Consider the following 21,927-nt stretch of genomic DNA (forward strand, 5'->3'; position numbering starts at 1 on the left):
CGCAGACTACGGCGGGTCACCGACACCGCCGTCCGGCGTGCCCGCCTCCGCGCACACGAGAAGGGCCGGTCCGTGGCAACCCCCCGGACCGGCCCCCCGCGCACGCGACGCTCACCCCGCGTCGACGGTCTCCTCGCGCCGCGCCTCGCGCGAACGCGCACGGGCGCGGATCCGCAGGAAGGCGACCAGGGCCACGGCGGCCACGAGGACCGCGTAGATCCCGATCGTGATCGGCCCCGCGAAGAGCACCCCCACGTCGCCCTGGCCGATGGCCAGGGCCCGGCGCAGCTCCGTCTCGGCCAGCGGACCGAGGATGACCGCGATGAGCACCGGCGCCACCGGGATCTCGTAGCGCCGCATCATGAACCCGAGCAGCCCCAGAATGATCAGCAGCCACAGGTCGGTGATGGAGTAGGACGCGGCGTACACGCCCAGCGCCGCGAAACCGGTGATGCCCGCGTACAGGTAGCGCCGCGGGATCAGCAGCAGCTTGGCCCACAGCGGCGCGAAGGGCAGGTTGAGGATGAGCAGCATGACGCTGCCGACGAACAGGCTGGCCAGCAGGGCCCACACCAGGTCGGCGTTGCGCTCGAACAGCAGCGGTCCGGGCTGCATCCCGTACTGCTGGAAGGCGGCCAGCATGATCGCGGCCGTGGCCGAGGTCGGCAGGCCCAGGCCCAGCAGCGCGCCCATCGCGGTTCCGGCGGTGGCGCTGGCGGCCGACTCGGGCGCGGCCACGCCCTCGATGGCGCCGTCGCCGAACTCGTCGGGCCGCTTGCCCCGGCGCGCCCGGAGCTGGGAGAGCTTGCGTTCGGTGCCGTAGGCCAGGAAGGTCGGGATCTCCGAGCCGCCCGCCGGGATCGCGCCGAAGGGCAGGCCGAAGCCCAGCCCGCGGATCCACGCCGGGATCGCGCGGCGCAGGTCGCGCCCGCTCAGCCAGGGGGTGCCGGTGCCGGTGATGAGCTTGTCGCCCACGCCCCCGCCCCGGTGCACGCGCGAGACCACGTGCAGCACCTCGCCCAGCGCGAGCAGGCCCACGGTCACCGTGACCACGCTGATCCCCTCGAACAGGGAGGGGACACCCAGGGTGAAGCGGGCCGCGCCGCTCTGGGCGTCGATGCCCACCATCGCGATGGCCAGGCCGATGGAGAGCGCGATGAGCCCGCGCACCATGGACTGGGCCACCACCGCCGAGGTGGCGACGAAGGCCAGGACCGCCAGCGCCAGGTACTCGGCCGGGCCGAAGCGCAGGGCGATGTCGATGATCACCTTCGAGAAGAAGGCCACCACCGTCGTGGCCACCACCGCGCCGGTGAACGCGCCGATGGCCGACGTGGCCAGGGCCTGGGAGGCCCGGCCCTTGAGCGCCATCCTGTGCCCCTCGATCGCGGTGGCGATCGCGGAGCTGTTGCCGGGCGTGTTCATCAGGATCGACGTGGTCGAGTCGCCGAACAGGCCGCCGTAGTACACGGCGGTGAACATGATGAAGGCCCCGGTGGGGTCCAGCTTGAACGTGACGGGCAGCAGCAGGGCGACGGCCATGGCCGAGCCCAGGCCGGGCAGCACGCCCACGGCGGTGCCCAGCAGGACGCCCACGAACGCCCACAGCAGGTTCTCGGGGGAGAGCGCGGCGGCGAACCCGCCGCCGAGCAGACTCAGGGTCTCCACTTACAGCACCCCTCCCAGGATTCCGGCGGGCAGGTTGAGGCCGAGCCCGCCGACGAAGGCGAGCTGGACCACGGACGAGTAGGCCAGCGCGACGGCGGCCTCGAACAGCGGGCGCCTGCCGCCGAAGGCCCAGGTCACGCCGAAGAACAGCAGCGCGCCGGACAGCAGCCAGCCCACCGGCTGCAACAGCAGGGCGAAGAGCACCACCGCGCCGAGCACGGTGCCCACGGCGCGCCAGTCGCTGTGGGCGGCGGGGGCGCTCGCGGACGGGCCGCGCCCCTCGACCAGGTCGCCGACCACGCCCGCGTCGCCGCCGGGGTGGTCGGTCCCCTCCGGCTCGGGCGCCGCGGGGCGCAGGGCCACCTGGACGACCAGGGCCGCGCCGAGGACGAGCATCAGCACCGCGACGATCGCGGGGAAGAGCTGGGGGCCGGGGGAGGCCGAGTTGTCGGGCACGTGCATGGTGAGCGTCTGCACGCCCACGAACACGCCGATGCCGATGGTGAGCAGGCCGACGAAGATCTCGCTGCGCCCCCTCCACCAGGTGGGCCGCTCCTCACGCGGCCGCGCGCCGGGCCCGCCCGGGGCGGTGGGTGTCGTGCTGTGCTGGCTCATGAAAGCCCCAGGTCCTCGGTGACGTCGGTGATGCGTTCGATCTCGGCCGCGAGGAACTCCTCGAACTCGGGGCCGCTCTGGAAGGTGTCGTCCCAGCGGTTGCGCTGGAGGGTGTCGCGCCACTCGTCGGTGCGCACCATCTCCTCCACGATCGCGGTGAGCTCCGCCCGCTCGGCCCCGGTGATGCCGGGCGGGGCCATGAACCCGCGCCAGTTGGGCAGCACCGCGTCCACGCCCTGCTCGGGCAGGGTCGGGGCGTCGATGCCCTCGACGCGCTCGTGGGCCGAGACACCCAGGACGCGGATGTTGCCCGCCTCCACCTGGTCGCTGAACTCGTTGTAGCCCGAGACGCCCACGTCGAGGCTGCCCGAGAGCAGCGAGGTGAGCGCCTGCGCGCCGCCCGCGAAGGGGATGTAGTTGACGGCCTGGGGTTCGACGCCCTGCGACTGGGCGGCCAGCCCCGCCAGGAGGTGGTCGGTGCCGCCCAGGGAACCGCCGCCGACCGCGACCGCGCCCGGGTCCTCCCGCCAGGCCTCGATGAGGTCGCCCATGTCCTCCAGCGGGGAGTCGGCGGGGACCACGAAGACCTCGTAGTCGTCGGCGACGCGGGCGATGGGCACCACGTCCTCCAGGGTCTGGGCCGAGTCGTTGACGATGATGCCGCCGATCATGACGGTGCCCGTGGTCATCAGGGTCGTGGCGCTGCCCTCGCGGCGCACCGTCTGCGCCAGGCCGATGGTCCCTCCCGCACCGGGGAGGTTGAGGACCTGGGTGTTGTCGACGATGTCGTTCACGCGCAGGGAGTGCTGCGCCTCGCGCGCCACCAGGTCCCAGCCGCCGCCGGGGTCGGCGGGGACGACGATGTCGATCCTGGCGCGGGCCTCCGACGCGTTCGTGTCGGACAGCGCGGCGTTCGTCGCGGCGGCGCCCACCAGGAGCGCGGTGGCCACGGCCCCCGACGCGCGGAGGATCCGCTGTCTGTTCATCCTTCACTCCCTTTCGGCCCACTGGTCCACCAGGTGGTCCAACGGGACCGTTTCGTGGTCTGGGAAATCATGCGAGCCCCCGTGAGCACTGTCAATGCCGATTCGAAACCTTTTGTTAACGAGTGTGTTGCGGCGCACAGTCCCCTGTTGGTCTTCCCTTCTGCGCAGGCCAGTCCGGTTCCCGCCAATGGAGGTGCTCTTCGGGGAGGGGCTGGCCGTGCGCCGAGGGGTTGCGCTACGCTGACGGCGCGATTCCACTTAGCGGTCCTTATGAACCACCTAGTGGACCAAACGGAAGGGGGAGGGATGCCTGACGGCGACTCCGGCGGCACCGTGCGCAGCGTCGCGCGCGCCCTGGACCTGCTCGACCTGTTCGACGAGAGGAACCAGCGCTACTCCACACGGGAACTGGTGGAGCGCACCGGCCTGGCCAAGACCACGGTCCTGCGGCTGGTCGCGACCCTGGAGCAGCGCGGACTGCTGTGGACGGCTCCCGACGGCAAGGTCGGTGTCGGCCCCAGCCTGCTGCGCTGGTCGCGCCTGGCCCACGCCGTCTGGCAGGTGCCCGAGGCCGTCCGGTCCGTCATGCGCGAACTCGTCGCCGACACCGCCGAGACCGTCAACCTCTACGTCCGCGCCGACGCCACCCGCGTGTGCGTGGCCAAGGAGGAGGGCCCCCAACGGCTGCGCCACGTCGTCAACGTCGGCGACGAGATGGTCCTGTGGGGCGGGGGCGCCAGCAAGGTGCTGCTCATCGGCGCGGGGGAGTCCCTGCTGCTGCGCGTGGCCGCCGCATCCCCCCACGGCCCCGGGCACGTCAGCCGCCTGCGCGGGGAGGTGGAACTGGCCCGCACACGCGGCTTCGCCGTCAGCCACGGCGAGCGCGAGCGGGGCGCCTCCGGCGTGGCCGCGCCCGTCTACGGCCCCGCCGGCGGGGCGCCGGTCGCCGCGCTGGCCGTGGGCGGACCCACCGCCCGCTTCACGGACGCCGCCGTGGAGGGCTTCACCACGGCGGTGGTCGACGCCGCCCGCCGCATCACCGACATCGGGCTCGACCCCTCGGGAGGGACCGTGGGACCCGGAACACAGGAGAGACGTTGACCGACACCGACACCGACACAGGCTCCGAGGCCGGGGAGAGGACCCTGCCGCTCGCGGGGGTGCGCGTCCTGGACATGACCAACGTCCTGGCCGGGCCCTACGCCGGGTACCAGCTGGCGCTCATGGGCGCCGACGTGGTCAAGGTCGAGGTCCCCGGCTCCGGGGACCTGGCCCGCCAGCTCGGCGCCTCGGCGGAGCTGAACGGGCGCGGACTGGGCGCGTCGTTCCTGGCGCAGAACGCGGGCAAGCGCTCCCTGACCCTGGACCTGAAGACCCCCGGCGGCCGGGAGACCATGACCCGCCTGGTGCGCCGCTCCGACGTGCTGCTGGAGAACTTCCGGCCGGGCGTGCTGGAGCGCCTGGGCTTCGGCTGGAAGGACCTGAGCGCGGTCAACCCCGGCCTGGTCTACTGCGCGGTGTCCGGGTTCGGCTCCGACGGCCCCCTGAGCGGGCGCCCGGCCTACGACCAGATCATCCAGGGCCTGTCGGGGATGATGAGCACCACCGGCACGCCCGGCACCGGCCCCCTGCGCGCGGGCTTCCCCATCGCCGACGTCCTGGGCGGCCTCGCCGCCGCCTTCGCGATCAGCACCGCCCTGGTCAGGAGGGAGCGCACCGGCCGGGGGAGCAGCGTGGACGTGTCCATGCTGGAGACCGCGATCACCGCGATGGGCTGGGGCGTGTCCAACTACCTGTCCGCGGGTGTGGAACCGGTCCCCATCGGCAACGAGAACGCCACGGCGGCTCCCTCGGGCACCTTCGCCACCGCCGACGGCGCGCTCAACATCGCCGCCAACAAGCAGGAGCAGTTCGAGGCGCTGTGCGCGGTCGTGGGCGCGCCCGAACTGGCGCGCGACCCCCGCTTCGCCCAGCGCGAGGACCGCAAGACCCACCGCGAGGCCCTCCGCGAGGCCCTGGAGGAGCACCTGGGCACCCGGACCGCCCTGGAGTGGGAGCGCGAGCTGGCCCGGGTCGGGGTCCCCGCCGCCCGCGTGCTGACCGTGGCCCAGGCGCTGGAACTGGACCAGGTGGCCCACCGGGGACTGGTGCACACGCTGCCCTTCCCCGGCGGGGAGGACCGCGAGCTGCGCGTGCTCGGCAGCGGCGTCCGCGTGGACGGCGCGCCCCTGGGCCCGCGCACGGCGCCGCCCCTGCTGGGCGAGCACACCGAGCAGGTGCTGCGCGAGGCGGGGTTCAGCGACCAGGAGATCGACGCACTGCGCGAGGAGCGGGCCGTATGAGCACGATCGACACGCCGTCCATGACCCACGACGAGATCGGCCTCTGGTGGCGGACCGGGCTGATCCGGATCGCCCCCGGCGAGATCGAACCGGGTGGCTATCCGGTGCAGGAGCTGATCGGCCGGGTCTCCTTCGTGGACACGGTCTGGCTCATGCTGCGCGGCGAGCTGCCCGACCCGCGCCGCTCCCGCCTGTTGGAGGCCGCCCTGGTCGCCGCCGTGGACCACGGCCCCCAGGCGCCCTCCATCGCCGCCGCCCGGATGGCGGCCAGCTGCGGGGTGGGCCTGAACAACGCCGTCGCCACCGGCGTCAACCTGCTCGGGGACGTGCACGGCGGCGCGGGCCAGCAGTGCGTCGCCCTCCTGGAGGAGATGGCCGGGCGCGTCGCCGACGGGACCCCGGTGGCGCGGGTGGCCGAGGAGGTGGTCGCCGAGTACCGCGGGCGCGGCGCGTACGTGCCCGGCTTCGGCCACCGCTTCCACCCGCGCGACCCACGCCGCGACCCGCTGCTGGGCCTGGTGCGCGAGGCGGTCGAGGACGGCCTCGTCCCCGCCGGACCGCTGGAGGCCGCCCTGGCGCTGGAGGAGGCGCTGGCCAGGGGGCGCGGACGCCCCGTGCCGATGAACATCGACGCCGCCACCGCCGTCGTCTACGCCTCGCTGGGCTTCCCCTCGGAGCTGGCCCGGGGGCTGTTCGTCCTCTCCCGTTCCGTGGGCATCCTCGCCCACGCCTGGGAGGAGCACCAGAGCGGGTCGCGCATCAAGGGGCCCCTGCCCAGGGCGGTGCTGGCGGGCTACGACGGCCCCGCGACCCGCCACCTCGCCGCCGACGACCCGCGGCTCTCTGCGGACCCCGGTCGGGACTGACCGCGCAGAGTCCCCCCGACGGCGGGCGCCGGATACCTCCGTCCGGTCCGGTGCCCGCTCCCCCTCCGCGTGACCTGGCTGGACGGCCCGGGTCCGCGGTCGCCGGGCTGTGCTCCGCGCGCCCGGGACGGTGCCGGGGCGGCGTGCTCGTGCCGGTCGGCCCCGGGGCCGCGCGTCCCGCCGCCCCGTCAACCTGTGTGGACCACCATGACGGGGCAGGGGGAGCGGTGCAGTACCCCGTGGGCCGCCGAACCCAGGGCCAGGCGGGTCAGTCCGTGCTCGCCTCCCGCCCCGACCACGAGCAGCCGCGCTGCTCGCGCCGCGTCCGTCAGCGCCGCGACGGGGCGGCCGTCCACCACCTCGGTGCGCACCTCCACCTCCGGGTACCGGGCACGGAGGGGCCCGACCGCGCGCTCCAGGGCGAGTCCATCGCCTGGGCCGCTCTCCCGGGCCCGGGGAGACGACGCGACCGCGGGGGGAAGGAACGGCAGCGCCGACTCCCGGACCCGCACGACGCGCAGCGGCCCGCCCCCGGTGGAGGCTGCCTCGAACGCCTCGGCCACGACCCGCTCCGCGGAGGCCGACCCGTCGTCCCCCACCACCACCTCGGCGCTGGCGTCGGCCGCGGGCCGCGGCCCCACCACGACGACCGGCACCGACGACTGCGCGGCCACGCGGTAGGCCACCGACCCCACCCTCAGCCCCGAGAACCCGCCGCGCCCCCTGTGCCCGACGACCACCAGGGCCGTCCCGTCCTGCCCCGCGCGCTCCAGCAGCGCCCGGCCGGGGGAGTCCATCACCACCTCCCGGTCCACGGCCGTACCGGGGGCCGCGGCCGACGCGCGTTCCTCGGCCAGGTCCAGGACGGCGCGCGCGCTCGCGCGGATCTCCTCCTCGGGCCAGACGAAGGCCGCGTCCGGCGACGGCGCGGGGAGGGCCGTGAGCGTCCGCAGGCGGCAGTGCCGCCGGGCGGCCTCCGCCGCGGCCCACTCCACCGACCGCAGGCTCTCATCGGAACCATCCACCCCGACGAGGACCGACCGCTCCATGACAACCTCCACTGGTCTCGTCACCACCGCGTCACCCACCATCATCACCAGGAAGGGCTCCAGGAGCGGCCGCTCCCGGTTTCCGGGCGAGTCCCGCCCGGTCCGCCCCGGCCCGCTCCCCGGGACCGGGGCGGGCGTGCCGCACACGGCCGCGGGGCGGGCCTCCAAGGGGCCCGCCCCGCGGTGTCATGCCGTGGCGTCACGCTGTGTTTTCCGGAACCGTCGTCCTCCGCGCCCGGCGCCCGACGCGCCGAACCGGGTCCGCCGCCCGGGGTCAGATGCGGGGCCTGCGCCTCCGGGTCAGGGAGTTGATCCACCGCAGGGCCTGCCCGCCGGGGCTCCGTCGGCCCGGGGGCGTCCGGCGCGCCGGACCCCGTAGCGGATCCGGGCCGCCGCGCCCCATCGGGCTGCCGCCCCGGGACCGGGCCGCGGACCGGGCGAACCGCTGGGCCATCGCCAGGGGGTCGCTGCCGCGTCCACCCGTTCGCCCACCCGCACGCGGGCGCCCGCCCGGTGCCGGGCGGGCCAGTCCGGTGCGCCGCATCAGCTGGTTCTTCGCCGTCCTCAGGGGGTTCCTCATGGCGGTTTCCTCCTCGTCTGTCGGTCCCGTGTCCCGGTCGGCCACCCCGCCGCCGGGCGGATGATGACGAACGGAGCACGTTCCTCGTTCCTGTCTGTTGCGCTACCCCCAAGTGTGATATTGATGCGTCTTTCCTCGATCGGGCTGGCGGAGTGACCCCGGCGGGGAAGCCCGTCGGCGTGTCCCCCGGGAGGGTCAGCGCAGGTCAAAGGGGTTCTTGAACCTTCGGAGGGCTCACGCGCCCTCGGACGGATCCCGTCGCGTTTCGCGCGGCAGTACCGGTGTCAGGGCGGCCGCCACGAGCTGCACGGCCGCGAGCAGGCCGAAGACCAAGCCGTACGCCTCCCCTTCGGGTGCGTGCCCCGAGACGGCCGTCGTCATCAGCGCGGCCAGGCCCAGGGCGCCGCCCGTCTGCTTGGCCGCGTTCATCAGGCCCGAGACGGCCCCCGCGTCCCCGGGGGCGGCGCCCGAGGTCACGACGGCGGTCAGCGGAGTGGTGAACAGGCCGCCGCCCACGGACATGAGGACCGCGGGCCCCAGCACCGCCGCGGCGTAGGTCTGCTCGGTCACCGCCGCGGCCTGCCAGGCGAAGCCCGCCGCGGCGGTGAGGCAGCCGACCCCGATCAGCGTTCGCGCCCGCACGAACCCCATCAGCCACGGGGTGACCAGCCAGCCCACGGCCATGGTGACCAGGGTGTGCGGCAGGAAGCCCAGGCCGGTCAGCAGCGGCCCGAAGCCCAGCTCGTCCTGCATGTAGAAGGTGAGGAAGTACCACATGGGCACCTGGAAGCAGACTCCGGCCAGGAACACCATGGCGTTGCCCGCCCAGACCGCGCGGCGGCGCAGGAGCCCCGGCGGCAGGAGGGGAGCGGGCGCACGGGACTCCACCGCGGCGAACAGCGCCAGGGCGAGGACGCCCGCGGCCAGCACCGCCACCGCGGCCGGGTCCCCCCAGCCGTGCTCCGCCGTGCGGGTGAGGCCGTAGGTGAGCGCGACCGTCCCGCCGGTCGCGGTCACCGCCCCGGGCAGGTCGATCCGTCCGCCGCGGCCCTCTCCCGGGCTCCGGCCACGCGGGTCCCGGCCAGGAGAACCCGTGCTGTGAGGGGCGCGGTCGTGGCGCTCCCGGTCACGCTGACCCGTGTTGGCCGGGTCGCGGTCGTGGCGTTCCCGGCCCAGGAGGTAGGGGGTCATGGCCAGCGCCGCGATGCCGACGGGCACGTTGACCAGCAGGACCGACCGCCAGGACAGCGCCTCGGTCAGCGCGCCGCCGAGGAGGTTGCCGACCGCGCCGCCCGCCACGCTCACCGCGGTCCAGGCGGCCAGCGCACGCACGCGGGCCCGCCCCTCGGGGAAGGAGGCGGTCAGGATGGTCAGGGTCGCGGGGGCCAGTACCGCCGCGCCCGCTCCCTGGAGCGCGCGGGCGGTGACCAGCAGTACGGGGGAGGGGGCCGCCCCGCCCAGCAGGCTGGCCGCGCAGAACAGCGCGAGCCCGGCGGCGAACACCCGCCGGTGTCCGTACAGGTCGGCCAGCCGCCCGCCCAGCAGCAGGAGGCCGCCGAAGGCCAGGGTGTAGGCGTGGGCGACCCAGGGCAGCCCCGTCGCGGAGAACCCCAGGGAGGAGCGGATCGAGGGCAGGGCGACGTTGACCACCGACACGTCGAGCACCACCATGAGCTGCGCGGCGCACACCAGGGCGAGCAGCAGGCGCGCGGTCGTCTCCCCCGTCCGGGTTCGGGGCACGTGACACCTCGTTCCAGCAAAGCAATGTGGTTACATTGATTTGAACGGTAGTGTCGACGTGGCCACAAAGCAATGTGCATACATCGATAAGGGGGTCGGATGAGCGCACCGACGCGCGGGCCGGGAGCCGAGCACGAACAGCGCCGCCTCCAGATCGCCGACGCGGTCCTCGCCGTGGCGGCCGAACACGGCATGGCGGCCGTGTCCCAGACCAGCGTGGCGGCCCGCGCCGGGGTCTCACCCGGCCGAGTCCAGCACTACTTCCCCGCCAAGCACCAGATGATCGAGGCCGCCTTCGACCGGGGCAACGCCCTGAGCTCCGCGCGCATCGCCGCCAAGGCGGGCCCGGGCGACGACCCGCGCCGCCTCCTGACGACCGTGCTCACCGAGCTGATCCCCTACGACGACGCCACGCGCGCCCACATGCGCGTCCGCCAGGCCTTCACCGCGCTCGCCCTGTCCGACGAGGCCATCGCCCGGCGCATGCGCGAGGAGTACGCGCGCTTCCACGGCCGGGTCGCGGACCTGCTGCGCCGCGGTCAGGACGGGGGAGCGGTGCCCCGCACCCTGGACCCCGCCGAGCGTGCGGTCGCGCTCGTCGCCCTGGCCGAGGGGCTGGCCTACTACGTGCTCGTGGACGTCCACCCGGCCGGGGCGGCCCGGGAGCGGGTGCTCGCCGAGATCGCCGCCCTCCACGTGCCCGGCCCCGGCGCGGAGGGCTGACCGGCCCCCGGCCGCCGCCGTTCCGGCCGCGAGCGCGAACACGGGTTCCGGCACTGACGGGTGGTCGGGAAGGAGGCCGGACCGCGCGGCCGGGTCGAGGACGAGGCCCCTCGCGGTGGTCTCGTCGGCCGGACCCGCGGCGCCGGCTGACGTCGGCTTCGCCGCGCCCGACCAGGAAGGCCTCACATGTCCGACGACCAGCACTCCCGAGGGGCGTACCCGCATGACAATCAGTGTCCAGCGGCTGATCGAGGCGGCACGCCCGGCGCCGCCGGCCGACCCGTTCGACTGGGAACAGGTCGAGCACCGGATCGGGGCGTCCGTGCCGCAGGACTACCGTGACCTCCTCGACGCGGGGGGCGGCGGACTCTGGCTGGGCTTCCTGAGGCTCCACGTTCCGGCGCCCGGCCCCGGCCTCAGGCACGTCGATCTCGAACGGTCGGGGCTGGAGTACCGACAGCTCCAGGACCTGTTCGAGGACGGGGTCGTGGAGCCGCCCGACGACCTCGCCCCTGATTCCGGACTGCTGCCCTGGGCCTCGACGGGAGCGGGGGTCACGCTCTACTGGCAGGTCTCACCGGGGACGGCGGCCGACGCGTACCCGATCCGGATCTCGGACCGGAGCGGCGAGGTGTGGGAGAGGCACGACCTGCCCACCACCGACCTTCTCCTGGGAACCGTCCGGGGCGAGGTGCGCGGTGAGCTGCTCCACGAGTCGTGGACGGAACGCGACGTGCTCTTCAGGTCCTACGCGCGGGAAGCGGCGCACGGCGGGTGACGCGCCCCATGCCGCGGTCGCCTCACCCCGTTCGGGGACGCGGCCCCGCGGCACACCGCGCTCCGGACGGCCACCGGAAAACCCGTCGCGCCCCGGGCGGCCTTCCCCGTAACGTGCTCCTCGCCGACCCCCGGCTCCTGCCCCTCCACGGCATGCCCGGCTTCCGAGAGGACCCCCCCATGTGCGCCACCACCGCGCCCCCGGCCGCCTGTGACCTCGACGACCGGGGGCGGGCGTGACCGCGGGCACGGACCGTCTCCAGCCCCCGGTGACGCGGTGGGTGCTTCCCGCCCTGGTCCGGTACTCCTTCTCCGTGGCACCGGGTGCGGCCGCCCTGACCATGATGCTGGCCGTCCTCGCCGGTGCGGCCCCGGTCGGCATCACCATCGGGGTGGGCGCACTGGTGGACGGGCTCACCTCGGCCGCCGGCCAGGGGCTGGACGGTCCGGCGGCGCGGGAGTGCTACCGGTGGGTCGCCCTCATCGCCGTGCTCTTCCTCCTCACCCACGTCACCGAGTCGGCGCGCACGGCCCTGGGACGGGCCCTGGGCCGCCGGGTCACCGGCCGACTGAGGGAGCGCGTGATGGCGGCCGCCTCGGAACCGGCGACCGTCGGCCACCTGGAGGACCCGGCCTACCAGGGCAGACTCGGGCGTGCGCGGGGCGAGGGGACCATCGACATGCCGCCGGGGGAAGCGGTCTTCGGCCTGTCGGCCAAGGCCTCGTTGTGGGTGACCGCCGTCGGCTCCGCGGCCCTGCTCACCCAGGTCGCCTGGGGACTGGGGCTCATCGTCTTCGCGGTCTTCGCGGTGCTCCACCTCCGGCTGGTCCGCAACTACCGGACCGCCGTCGTCGAGACCGTGAACCAGACGCGGAAGCTGCGCCGTACGTCCTACCTGCGGGACGTGCCGACCACGCCGGACGCGGCCCGGGAGGTGCGCGTCTTCGGGCTCACGGCCTTCTTCCGCGACGCCTACCACGCCGAGTGGCGCGTGAACATGACCGAGGTCTGGCGGCGACGGCGCGAGCACCGCGTGTTCGTCGTCGTGGTCGTCGTGGTCACCGGCGTCACGGTCGCCTCGGTCTTCTACTACCTGGCACACCGGGCCGCCGCCGGAGGCACGACGGTGGGCGACCTGGCGCTGGGCGGCCTGGCCCTGCGGGCCCTCCTCCAGGTGCTCCGGGCGGACGAGGACGACCTGCGCACCAGCTTCGGCTCCAAGGCGGCCGCCGAGGCGTTCGCCCTTCCGGAGGCCGACCCGCCCGGCGGGTCCGACCCCGAGCCCTGGACGGAGCCGGTAGCGACCGTCTCCTGCGAGGGTCTGCGCTTCCGCTACGGCGGCGCCGCCGACGAGGTGCTGCACGGCATCGACCTCGACGTCCCCGAGGGGCAGTCGCTCGCCATCGTGGGCCTCAACGGGGCCGGAAAGACGACGCTGGCCCGGCTCCTCGCCGGTCTGGACGCTCCGAGCGGGGGCCGCCTGCGCGTCGGCGGAACCCCGGTGGAGGACGCCAACCGCCGGAGCTGGCAGCGCCGGGTGGTCGCCGTCTTCCAGGACTTCGGCCGCTACGAGCTGACCGTGCGGGACAACATCGCCTTCGGCTCCCTGGCCCACGCCGACGACGAGGAGGGCCTGCGGGAAGCGGCGCGCCAGGCCGGACTGCTGGAGTTCGTCGAGGGACTCCCGAAGGGCTGGGACACGGTGATGTCCAGCGGGTACGAGGGCGGGGTCGACGCGTCGGGCGGCGAGTGGCAGCGCGTCGCCATCGCCCGGGCGCTGTTCGGCCTGCGGCACGGCGCACGGCTCCTGATCATGGACGAGCCGGCCGCGAGCCTGGACGCCCGCGCCGAGGCCCGGCTCTACGACACGTTCCACGAGCTCACCGCGGGGGCCACGACCGTCGCGATCTCCCACCGGTTCGCGACCGTGCGCAGGGCGGAGCGGGTGGTCGTCCTCGACCGGGGCCGCATCGTCGAGGACGGCACGCACGAGGACCTGATGAGCGCCGACGGCCGGTACGCCGAGCTGTTCCGTCTGCAGGCGAAGCGTTTCGAGGAGGCGTCATCGTGATCAGCGCCCTGCGCTTCGTCCTCACGACCGGACCCCGCGTCGACGGGTTGCGTTCCCTGGTCGTGGTGGCGATCGCGATTCTCGAACAGGCCACCGGGATCGGTCTCGCCGTGGCGATCGGGCTGTTCAGCGAGGCGGCGAGCGGGGGCCCGACCAGCGGCCTGGCGGTGCTCGCGCTGTGCGTGGCGGTCTTCGTCATGCTCACCCAGGGCACCTTCGTCGCCGGCTACTTCACCCGCCTCCGGCTCCAGGAGCAGATCCAGAGCCACGTCGACCGCCGGTTCGTCGACGCGGTCGGCACGACGCCGACGCTGGAGGTCCACGAGCGTTCGAGCCGCTCCGACAGGGCGGCGGCGGTGCGCGGGGCGCGGGGCGAGATCGGCCCGGGTTTCGACCGGCTGATGTGGCTGGCCGGAGCCGCGCTGGCCCTGGTCGCCTCGGCCGCCCTGATGGCCTCGGTCGTCCCCGTCCTGGCCCTGCTGCCGCTCTTCGCCCTCCCCGCCGTGCTGGCCACCCGGGCGGCGGACAGGAGGCGCGGCCGGGCCGAGGAGCGCGCCACGCCCAGGACCCGGCTGGCCGGTCACCTGTTCACGCTCGCCACGGCGGCCGCGCCCGGTCGCGAGACCCGCCTCTTCGGGCTGGCGGGCGAGTTGCGGCGCAGGCACCGCCGGGAGTGGGACTCCGCGGGCCGCGACATCGCCCGGACCGACGGACTGTCCCGGGTCCCGGTCGCGCTGGCCTGGCTGCTCTTCGTGCTGGCGTACGCGACCGCCGTCGCCCTGATGGTGCGGGCCGGACTGGTCGGCGACGCTCCGCTCGGCCTCATCGTCGCGGCGGTCGCGGTCAGCAGCCAGATCACCGGGCAGGTGCAGAGCCTGCTGAACCTGTCCTTCTGGACGCTGGAGTCGCTCCGGGCCACCCGGGCCTTCCTCGACGTGGTGCGGGACGGCGACGCGGAGCGGGCGGCCCTCGTGCCGACCGCGCCGGTGGCGGTGCCCGCCCGCCTGGAGAGCGGCATCAGGGTGGAGGGTCTGGGCTTCCGGTACTGGAACCGCGATCGGCCCGCGCTGAGCGACATCGACCTCGAACTCCCGGCCGGGGCCGTGGTGGCGCTGGTCGGGGAGAACGGCGCGGGCAAGTCGACGCTGGTCAAGATGCTCAGCGGCCTCTACCGGCCCGGTCAGGGGCGCGTCCTGGTGGACGGGACCGATCTCGCGCGGTTCGCCCCGGACCAGTGGCGCGCCCGGATCACGGCGGCCTTCCAGGATCCGGTGCGCATCGAGCTGTCCCTGCGGGACGCGGTCGGGCTGGGGCGGATCGAGGACCGCGGCGATTCGGAGCGGATCCTCCAGGCGCTGCGGACGGCCGGCGGGGACGGGCTCCTCGCCTCGCTGCCCGGGGGCCTGGACACCCGGCTCGGGCGCGGGTCGTGGGACGGCGAGGGGCTGTCCGGGGGCCAGTGGCAGACGGTCGCCAACGCCCGTGCGGCGATGCGGCGGGCGCCGCTGCTGCGGATCATGGACGAGCCCACCGCCAGCCTCGACGCGCGCGCCGAGGAGCGGCTGTTCCAGCAGTACGCCGACCTGGGCCGCCAGGAGGGCGGCGTGACCGTGCTCGTCACGCACCGCTTCACGACCGCCCGGGCGGCCGACCTCATCGTGGTGATGGACGGCGGCCGGGTCGTGGAGACCGGCACCCACGACACGCTGAGCCGGGCCGACGGGCTCTACGCCGAACTGTTCCGCCTCCAGGCCCGGTACTTCGTCTGACCGGCCGCGCCGGACCCGGACTGACGTGCTCCCCCTCCTGGAAGAGAGGGGTACCGACCGTCCACGACGGGACGGCCCCGCCCGGGCGGGGCCGTCCCGCGACAGCGGTTCCCCGCCGGTGACAGGGAGCCCTCGTCTCCACATGAGCGACGGGCTGTCACCTCATCCCGAGGTCAGTGTCGGAACCCGGCGATACGGGTGGTGCGAGCGCCGTGTGCCCGGGGACGACGGGGCGCCGAACTGTCGGAGGCCCGGGCCATAATCCCGGCGTCCGCCCACCACCGTGGGGGCGAGGCGAGAACCCGTCCCGAGGAGAGCCCGATGACGTCACCGACACCCCGCCCGTGCCACGGAACCCGCCGCCGGTGAGCGGCCGCGCGGACCTGTGGCCGCTGATCCACCGGGAGCGGGCGGCGCTGGCCGACGACTTGTCGGAGCTGACCGAGGAACAGTGGGCGACGCCGTCGCTGTGCGCGGGCCTGACCGTGCGCGAGGTGCTCGCGCACCTGACGTCGTCGGCGAGCCTCAACGGGCTGCGATGGCTGGCCGGGGTCATCCGCTGCCGGTTCGACTTCGACGCCCAGGTCGCGATGCGCCTGGCGGAGCAGATGGGGACCTCCGGCGCCGACACCCTCGCGCGCTTCCGGGGGATCGTGGAGAGCACGACCTCACCGCCCCTGCCCAAGCCCGCCATCCTGGGGGAGGTGATCGTGCACGGCGAGGACATCAGGCGGCCCCTGGGCATCGTCAGCGCCCGTCCGATCGCCGCGCTGACCCTCGTGGCGGACTACTACCGGGGCTCGGACCAGGTCGTCGTCGCCAGGAGCCGGATCCGGGGGTTGAACCTCCAGGCCACCGACGGTCCGTTCGCCTCCGGCGCCGGGCCGCTCGTCCGCGGGAGCACGCTCGCCCTGATCATGGCGATGACCGGCCGCTCCGCGCACCTGGACGAGCTCACCGGCGACGGTGTGGAGATCCTGCGCGAACGCGCGGAGGGCTGACCCGCCACAGCGGGGGGAGCGGGGGACCGCGGCCGCACCGACCGGGCGTTCGAGGTCCCCTCCAGGCGGACCGGACCGGCCATGAGGCGCGGGGGCCTCGGCGTCCGTTCCGCGAAGGCCACCGCAGTGCGGGTCGCGCCGCGACACGGCGTGTCCCGACTCGACATGCAAGCGTTCACTTGCCTATCATGGTGGCCGTGGCAGACGACCTCTTCAAAGCCCTGGCCGACCCGACCCGTCGCACCATCCTCGACGAGCTCACGGAGAAGTCCGGCCAGACACTGTTCGAGATCTGCTCGCGGTTGGCCATGAAGCACCAGCTCGGCATCTCGCGCCAGGCGGTCTCCCAGCACCTCGCCGTGCTGGAGGCCGCCGGGCTCGTCGAGACCAGGCGCGAGGGCCGTTACAAGTTCCACGACCTCAACACGGCCCCGCTGCGGCGGATCGCCGAGCGATGGCTTGCGCCAGACACATCCGGACCGGAGGAGAGCAACCCGTGAAGATCCACCTGACCAGCATCTTCGTCAACGACCAGGCCAAGGCCGAGCACTTCTACACCGAGATCCTCGGCTTCGTGAAGAAGCACGACGTCCCGGTGGGGGAGAAGGACCGGTGGCTGACCGTCGTCTCGCCCGACGAGCCCGAGGGCACCGAACTGCTCCTGGAGCCCGCCGGCCACCCGGCCGTCGGCGCCTACCGCGACGCCCTGGTCAAGGACGGCATCCCGCTCGCCCAGTTCGCCGTCGCCGACGTGCGGGCGGAGTACCAGCGCCTGAGCGGCCTCGGCGTCCGCTTCACGCAGGAACCCCTGGAGATGGGCCCGGTCACCACCGCCGTCTTCGACGACACCTGCGGCAACCTGATCCAGATCGCGGCCGAGCCCCGGTAGGCGGTCGCCCGAACCCGGACGCGGGGCCCGGCCGCACCCGGCGGCCGGACCCCGCCCGGGCTGCTCGGGCCAGACCTGGTCCCGCCCGCGCCCGGTCGCACGGTGGACGGCCGACTACCGCGTCGTTGACCACGTGCGTGCTGCGCCCGCGCCCGGACGCACGCACGCGTACGGGCGGCCGTGGCCGCCGCGCCCGGGCGGATTCACCCCCTGGCGGCACGGGTAGGGGACCGGCGCACAACCGCTACTTCGTCCCGGGGGACACTCATGGCACACCTGACCGAACTGCACGGAACCGCGATGGGGGAGTTCGACCGGCGGGTCCGCGAGGTCAAGCTGACGGACTGGGCGCTGCCCACGCCGTGCGCCGACTGGGACGTGCACGACCTGGTCAACCACCTGACCACCGAGCAGCTGTGGGTGCCGCTCCTGCTGGGCGGCGCCCGGGTCGAGGAGGTCGGCGACCGCCTCGACGGCGACAACCTGGGCGAGGAGCCCATCACCACCTGGGAGGTCGCCTCCCGCGAGGCCCGCACCGCCTGGCTGGCGCCGTCCTCCCTGGAGAGCACGGTGCACCTGTCCTTCGGCGACGCGCCCGCCGAGCTCTACCTGTGGCAGATGACCTTCGACCTGACGGTGCACGCCTGGGACCTGGCACGCGCCCTGGGCACCGACGAACGCCTCGACCCCGACCTGGTCAAGGAGGTCCACGCCTGGCTCAGCGACCAGGACCTCGGGCCGGGGCCGATGTTCGGCGCCCCCGTCGAGGTCGGTCCCGACGCCAGTCCCCAGGACCGCCTGATCGCCCGCACCGGCAGGACCCCCTGACCCTCCGCGCGGCCCCGGCCGGGTTCCGCCCCCGGCCGGGGCCGATTTGCGCCCGGCGCGCCCCGCGCACGCGGGCGCCGGGTGTTTAGCCCCTCCCCTGCGGGTTACGCGCCACAGTGGCGGCTCCCCGGACGCCCCCTTCCCGGCCCCGCGCGCCGTGTCGGCTTCCGGGAGCCCCACGCCTGTCACAGACTGTGACGAGTCCCTGGCGCGGTGCGCCGGGCGGGCCGCGTGGACGGCGGCGCGTAGGACACCGACCCACACACGAGGAAGGGCACTGCCGGTGGAGGCCACGATCACACTGCACGTCGACGGGGAGAAACGCGAACTCACCGTCGACACACGCACCACCCTGCTGGACGCGCTGCGCGACCGGCTGGGCGTCACCTCGCCCAAGAAGGGCTGCGACCACGGCCAGTGCGGGGCCTGCACGGTCCTGCTGGAGGGCCGCCGCGTCGTCCCCTGCCTGACCTTCGCGGTCGCGCACGACGGCGCCAACGTCACCACCGCCGCCGGACTCGCCGAGGAGGGGCAGCTGCACCCCGTCGCCCGCGCCTTCGTCGAGAACGACGGCTTCCAGTGCGGCTACTGCACGCCCGGCCAGGTCTGCTCGGCCGTGGGCATGCTGGAGGAGGCCGCCGCCGACTGGCCCAGCCACGTCACCGAGGACCTCCAAGCGCCGGTCGGCCTCGACGACGACGAGATCCGCGAGCGCATGAGCGGCAACCTGTGCCGCTGCGGCGCCTACGTCAACATCGTCGCCGCGATCCGGGAGGCCGCGCAGTGAAACCCTTCCACTACACCCGCCCCGCCGGGGCCGCCGAGGCCGTCACCGCGGTCGCGGGCGACCCCTGCGCCTCCTACATCGGCGGGGGCACCAACCTGGTCGACCACATGAAACTCGGCATCGCCGAGCCCACCTCCCTCGTGGACGTGCGCGACCTGCTCAGCCACCGGATCGAGGAACTGCCCGACGGCGGCCTGCGCGTGGGCGCCGCCGTGCCCAACAGCGACCTGGCCGCCCACCCCGGCGTCCGCCGCGCCTACCCCGTGCTCTCCCAGGCCCTGCTGGCGGGCGCCTCCGGCCAGCTGCGCAACGCCGCCACCACGGGCGGCAACCTCCTCCAGCGCACCCGGTGCGTGTACTTCCAGAACACCGCCATGCCCTGCAACAAGCGCGAACCCGGCACGGGCTGCTCGGCGATCGAGGGCTACGGCCGCTACAACGCCGTCCTGGGAGCCTCCGAGCACTGCGTGGCCACCCACCCCTCCGACATGGCGGTCGCCCTGACCGCCCTGGGCGCCCGGGTCCACGTGCTGGGCCCCGCCGGGGAGCGCACTGTGGACATGCCCGGCCTGCACCGCCTCCCGGGGGACGAACCCCAGCGCGACACCGTCCTGGAACACGGCGACCTCATCACCGCCGTCGACCTGCCCCGCCTGCCCCTGGCCGCCCGCTCGGCCTACCGCAAGGTCCGCGACCGCGCCTCCTACGCCTTCGCCCTGGTGTCGGTGGCCGCGGCGCTGCGCGTGGTGGACGGCACCGTCGAGGACGTGCGCGTGGCCTTCGGCGGCCTGGCGCACGCGCCCTGGCGCGCCAGCCGCGCCGAGGAGGCGCTGCGCGGCGGACCGGCCACCGAGGAGGCCTTCCGCGAGGCCGCCCGGGCCGAACTCGCCGACGCCGCCACCGGCCCGGACAACGCCTTCAAGGTACCCCTGGCCGTCAACACCCTGGCCGCGACCCTGCGCGACCTGACCGCCGAGGAGGCACGATGACCGGGACGCTGGACGCGCGGGCCATGGGCCAGCCGCTGCCCCGCCTGGAGGGCGCCGACAAGGTCACCGGACGGGCGCCCTACGCCTACGAGCACCCGCTCGCCGACCCCCTGTACCTGCACCCGGTGCTGTCCACCGTCGCGCGCGGGCGCGTCACCGCGGTCGACGCCTCCGCCGCCGAGGCCCTGGCCGGTGTGCGCGCCGTCCTGACCCCGGACAACGCCGAACGCCTCGCCGACACCGAGGACCGCGAGTTCGCGGTGCTCCAGTCCCGCGAGGTGTCCTTCCACGGCCAGTTCGTCGCCGCGGTCGTGGCCGACACCCCCGAGACCGCCCGCCAGGCGGCCGGACTCGTGAAGGTGGACTACGAGCGCTCCGAGCACGACGTGGTGCTCACCGCCGACCACCGCGGCCTCTACCGGCCCGTGGGCGAGGACGACGAGGGCCCCGCCTCCGACACCGAGCAGGGCGACCCCGACGCGGCCCTGGCCGCCGCCGAGGTCGTGGTCGACCAGACCTACAGCACGCCCACCGAGCACAACAACCCCATGGAGCCGCACACCACCACGGCCCTGTGGGAGGAGGCCACCGGCGACCTCACCCTCTACGACTCCACCCAGGGCGTGCACGTGGTCCGCGCGTCCGTGGCCGGGGTGTTCGGGCTCGACCCCGAACGGGTCCGGGTGGTCGCGCCCCACGTGGGCGGCGGCTTCGGCTCCAAGGGGGAGGCGCACGCGCACGACGTCCTGGCCGCGATGGCCGCCCGCGCCCTGCCCGGGCGGCCGGTCAAGTTCGCGCTGACCCGCCAGCAGATGTTCTGCCTGGTGGGCTACCGCACACCCACCATCCAGCGGGTGCGCCTGGGCGCCGACCGCGACGGGCGCCTGTCCGCGGTCGTCCACGACTCCGTGGAGCAGACCGCCAGGATCAAGGAGTTCACCGAGAACAGCGCGATGTGCTCGCGGTGGATGTACGCCGCGCCCCACCGCCGCACCACCCACCGGATCGCGCCCCTGGACGTGCCGGTCAACTTCTGGATGCGCGCCCCCGGCGAGGCCCCGGGGATGTACGCGGCCGAGGCCGCCATGGACGAACTCGCCCAGGCCTGCGGCGTCGACCCCGTCGAGCTGCGCGTGCGCAACGAGCCCGAGACCGACCCGCAGAGCGGTTCCCCGTGGTCGGACCGGCGCCTGGTGCGGTGCCTGCGCGAGGGCGCCGAGCGCTTCGGCTGGCACGGGCGCGACCCCCGGCCAGGCGTCCGCCGGGAGGGGGACTGGCTGGTGGGCACCGGCGTGGCCTCGGCGAGCTACCCGCACCTGTTCAACCCCGGATCGGTGGCCCGCGTCCGCTACGGCCGGGACGGCCGTTACGAGGTGTCCATCGGCGCGGTGGACATCGGCACCGGGGCCTGGACCGCGCTCACCCAGATCGCCGCCGACGCGCTGGGCCTGCCCGCCTCCGACATCCGGCTGCGCATCGGCGACACCGCCTTCCCGTCGGCCTCGGTCGCGGGAGGCTCCAGCGGGACCAGCTCCTGGGGGACGGCCATCGTGACCGCCGCCCGGGCCTTCCGCGACCGGCACGGGGACTCCCCGGCCCCGGGCGCGGAGGCCGAGGGCAGCGGGGCGGAGGACACCGTGGACGAGTCGTACTCGGTCTACTCCTTCGGGGCGCACTTCGCCGAGGCGCGGGTGAACGCGGACACGGGCGAGGTCCGGGTGCCGCGCATGTACGGCCTGTTCTCCATCGGCCGGGTGGTCAACCCGCGCACGGCGCGCTCGCAGTTCCTCGGCGGGATGGTCATGGGCCTGTCGATGGCGCTGCACGAGGAGAGCTTCCGGGACCCGCGGTACGGCCACATCGCCAACGGCGACTTCGCCGAGTACCACGTCCCCACCAACGCCGACGTGGGCGACCTGCGGGCGGAGTGGCTGGACGAGGAGGACCCCCGCGCCACCCCCATGGGGTCGCGGGGCGCGGGCGAGATCGGCATCGTCGGGTCCGCCGCGGCGGTGGCCAACGCCGTCCACCACGCCACGGGGATCAGGGTGCGGGACCTGCCGGTCACGGCGGACAAGCTCCTGCGGTGACGGCCGGTCGTGGTGCGCCCGCCCGGGCGCACCACGACCGGGCACGCCCCGGCAGGGCCGCCAGGGGCGGGAGGCGCGGTCCACGGGAGGGGTCCGTCCGCGTCGTCCTCCTCCGGCCCGCGGACGCGGAGGACCGGGGCCCTTCGCGCCTCGTCC

The 21,927-nt window shown here is 74.6% G+C and carries 20 protein-coding genes; 14 read left to right on the forward strand and 6 right to left on the reverse strand.

What is annotated here, in order from left to right; all coding sequences use genetic code 11:
- Positions 1-111: 111 nt before the first annotated feature.
- Genes UIS43_RS02825 through UIS43_RS02835 form a run of 3 tightly spaced genes read right to left on the reverse strand, consistent with a single transcriptional unit; the run spans position 112 to position 3,269 of the window.
- A complete protein-coding gene (locus UIS43_RS02825) occupies positions 112-1,668 on the reverse strand; it encodes a tripartite tricarboxylate transporter permease (RefSeq protein WP_013152862.1) in 1,557 nt (518 codons plus the stop codon).
- Complete coding sequence (locus tag UIS43_RS02830) at positions 1,669-2,283, reverse strand: tripartite tricarboxylate transporter TctB family protein (protein WP_013152863.1); 615 nt, start codon at positions 2,281-2,283, stop codon at positions 1,669-1,671. It lies immediately after the preceding gene.
- Positions 2,280-3,269, reverse strand: a complete 990-nt coding sequence (locus UIS43_RS02835) for a tripartite tricarboxylate transporter substrate binding protein (RefSeq protein WP_071621994.1) — start codon at positions 3,267-3,269, stop codon at positions 2,280-2,282. The genes UIS43_RS02830 and UIS43_RS02835 overlap by 4 nt, the downstream gene beginning before the upstream one ends.
- Before the next feature lie 306 nt (positions 3,270-3,575).
- Here UIS43_RS02835 and UIS43_RS02840 point away from each other — a divergent pair, with 306 nt between their 5' ends.
- The 3 genes from UIS43_RS02840 to UIS43_RS02850 are packed head-to-tail and all read left to right on the forward strand — an operon-like array spanning position 3,576 to position 6,477.
- A complete protein-coding gene (locus tag UIS43_RS02840; RefSeq protein WP_370012358.1) occupies positions 3,576-4,370 on the forward strand; it encodes an IclR family transcriptional regulator in 795 nt (264 codons plus the stop codon).
- Positions 4,367-5,611: a CaiB/BaiF CoA-transferase family protein gene (locus UIS43_RS02845; protein ID WP_013152866.1), complete on the forward strand. Its 1,245-nt coding sequence runs from the start codon at positions 4,367-4,369 to the stop codon at positions 5,609-5,611. Before UIS43_RS02840 ends, UIS43_RS02845 begins: the two co-directional genes overlap by 4 nt.
- Entirely contained in the window at positions 5,608-6,477 is an 870-nt protein-coding gene (locus UIS43_RS02850; RefSeq protein WP_013152867.1) for a citryl-CoA lyase, read from the forward strand. The genes UIS43_RS02845 and UIS43_RS02850 overlap by 4 nt, the downstream gene beginning before the upstream one ends.
- 188 nt (positions 6,478-6,665) lie before the next feature.
- Here UIS43_RS02850 and UIS43_RS02855 read toward each other — a convergent pair whose 3' ends face one another.
- The 3 genes from UIS43_RS02855 to UIS43_RS02865 form a co-directional block, all read right to left on the reverse strand.
- On the reverse strand, positions 6,666-7,526 hold the full coding sequence (locus UIS43_RS02855) for a universal stress protein (protein WP_370012360.1): 861 nt from the start codon (positions 7,524-7,526) through the stop codon (positions 6,666-6,668).
- Positions 7,527-7,800: 274 nt separating this feature from the next.
- Entirely contained in the window at positions 7,801-8,106 is a 306-nt protein-coding gene (locus UIS43_RS02860; RefSeq protein ID WP_013152869.1) for a hypothetical protein, read from the reverse strand.
- A 234-nt stretch (positions 8,107-8,340) separates the two neighbouring features.
- The gene (locus UIS43_RS02865; protein ID WP_013152870.1) at positions 8,341-9,846 is read right to left on the reverse strand and encodes an MFS transporter; all 1,506 of its coding nucleotides are present in this window, start codon (positions 9,844-9,846) and stop codon (positions 8,341-8,343) included.
- Positions 9,847-9,945: 99 nt separating this feature from the next.
- Here UIS43_RS02865 and UIS43_RS02870 point away from each other — a divergent pair, with 99 nt between their 5' ends.
- The 11 genes from UIS43_RS02870 (at position 9,946) to UIS43_RS02920 (ending at position 21,771) form a co-directional block, all read left to right on the forward strand.
- Positions 9,946-10,569, forward strand: a complete 624-nt coding sequence (locus tag UIS43_RS02870; RefSeq protein ID WP_013152871.1) for a TetR/AcrR family transcriptional regulator — start codon at positions 9,946-9,948, stop codon at positions 10,567-10,569.
- Between the two features lie 223 nt (positions 10,570-10,792).
- Positions 10,793-11,347 carry a hypothetical protein gene (locus tag UIS43_RS02875; RefSeq protein WP_370012362.1) on the forward strand — a complete coding sequence of 185 codons (555 nt, stop codon included), beginning with the start codon at positions 10,793-10,795 and terminating at the stop codon, positions 11,345-11,347.
- Between the two features lie 235 nt (positions 11,348-11,582).
- Positions 11,583-13,418, forward strand: coding sequence for an ABC transporter ATP-binding protein (locus tag UIS43_RS02880; RefSeq protein ID WP_117198021.1), 1,836 nt, complete (start codon positions 11,583-11,585; stop codon positions 13,416-13,418).
- Positions 13,415-15,187, forward strand: coding sequence for an ABC transporter ATP-binding protein (locus UIS43_RS02885; protein WP_071621998.1), 1,773 nt, complete (start codon positions 13,415-13,417; stop codon positions 15,185-15,187). The genes UIS43_RS02880 and UIS43_RS02885 overlap by 4 nt, the downstream gene beginning before the upstream one ends.
- 365 nt (positions 15,188-15,552) lie before the next feature.
- On the forward strand, positions 15,553-16,188 hold the full coding sequence (locus tag UIS43_RS02890) for a maleylpyruvate isomerase family mycothiol-dependent enzyme (protein ID WP_013152875.1): 636 nt from the start codon (positions 15,553-15,555) through the stop codon (positions 16,186-16,188).
- 188 nt (positions 16,189-16,376) lie between these two features.
- Positions 16,377-16,688 (forward strand): helix-turn-helix transcriptional regulator, encoded by a 312-nt coding sequence (locus tag UIS43_RS02895; RefSeq protein ID WP_013152876.1) that lies wholly within the window; start codon positions 16,377-16,379, stop codon positions 16,686-16,688.
- A complete protein-coding gene (locus tag UIS43_RS02900; RefSeq protein ID WP_370012364.1) occupies positions 16,685-17,077 on the forward strand; it encodes a VOC family protein in 393 nt (130 codons plus the stop codon). Before UIS43_RS02895 ends, UIS43_RS02900 begins: the two co-directional genes overlap by 4 nt.
- Positions 17,078-17,344: 267 nt before the next feature.
- On the forward strand, positions 17,345-17,905 hold the full coding sequence (locus UIS43_RS02905) for a TIGR03086 family metal-binding protein (protein ID WP_013152878.1): 561 nt from the start codon (positions 17,345-17,347) through the stop codon (positions 17,903-17,905).
- Positions 17,906-18,188: 283 nt separating this feature from the next.
- Positions 18,189-18,692 (forward strand): 2Fe-2S iron-sulfur cluster-binding protein, encoded by a 504-nt coding sequence (locus tag UIS43_RS02910; protein WP_370012367.1) that lies wholly within the window; start codon positions 18,189-18,191, stop codon positions 18,690-18,692.
- The gene (locus UIS43_RS02915; protein WP_370012368.1) at positions 18,689-19,681 is read left to right on the forward strand and encodes a xanthine dehydrogenase family protein subunit M; all 993 of its coding nucleotides are present in this window, start codon (positions 18,689-18,691) and stop codon (positions 19,679-19,681) included. Before UIS43_RS02910 ends, UIS43_RS02915 begins: the two co-directional genes overlap by 4 nt.
- Positions 19,678-21,771 (forward strand): xanthine dehydrogenase family protein molybdopterin-binding subunit, encoded by a 2,094-nt coding sequence (locus UIS43_RS02920; protein ID WP_071621999.1) that lies wholly within the window; start codon positions 19,678-19,680, stop codon positions 21,769-21,771. Before UIS43_RS02915 ends, UIS43_RS02920 begins: the two co-directional genes overlap by 4 nt.
- Positions 21,772-21,927 lie beyond the last annotated feature (156 nt).

It is taken from the genome of Nocardiopsis sp. LDBS0036 (assembly GCF_041228755.1).
In the GTDB taxonomy this organism is placed as follows: domain Bacteria; phylum Actinomycetota; class Actinomycetes; order Streptosporangiales; family Streptosporangiaceae; genus Nocardiopsis; species Nocardiopsis dassonvillei.

Coding starts and splice junctions, on each gene's coding strand:
- UIS43_RS02830 (WP_013152863.1), bottom strand. CDS start 2,283: ATGAGCCAGCACAGCACGACACCCACCGCCCCGGGCGGGCCCGGCGCG.
- UIS43_RS02835 (WP_071621994.1), bottom strand. CDS start 3,269: ATGAACAGACAGCGGATCCTCCGCGCGTCGGGGGCCGTGGCCACCGCG.
- UIS43_RS02840 (WP_370012358.1), top strand. CDS start 3,576: ATGCCTGACGGCGACTCCGGCGGCACCGTGCGCAGCGTCGCGCGCGCC.
- UIS43_RS02850 (WP_013152867.1), top strand. CDS start 5,608: ATGAGCACGATCGACACGCCGTCCATGACCCACGACGAGATCGGCCTC.
- UIS43_RS02855 (WP_370012360.1), bottom strand. CDS start 7,526: ATGGAGCGGTCGGTCCTCGTCGGGGTGGATGGTTCCGATGAGAGCCTG.
- UIS43_RS02860 (WP_013152869.1), bottom strand. CDS start 8,106: ATGAGGAACCCCCTGAGGACGGCGAAGAACCAGCTGATGCGGCGCACC.
- UIS43_RS02870 (WP_013152871.1), top strand. CDS start 9,946: ATGAGCGCACCGACGCGCGGGCCGGGAGCCGAGCACGAACAGCGCCGC.
- UIS43_RS02875 (WP_370012362.1), top strand. CDS start 10,793: ATGACAATCAGTGTCCAGCGGCTGATCGAGGCGGCACGCCCGGCGCCG.
- UIS43_RS02895 (WP_013152876.1), top strand. CDS start 16,377: ATGGTGGCCGTGGCAGACGACCTCTTCAAAGCCCTGGCCGACCCGACC.
- UIS43_RS02905 (WP_013152878.1), top strand. CDS start 17,345: ATGGCACACCTGACCGAACTGCACGGAACCGCGATGGGGGAGTTCGAC.
- UIS43_RS02920 (WP_071621999.1), top strand. CDS start 19,678: ATGACCGGGACGCTGGACGCGCGGGCCATGGGCCAGCCGCTGCCCCGC.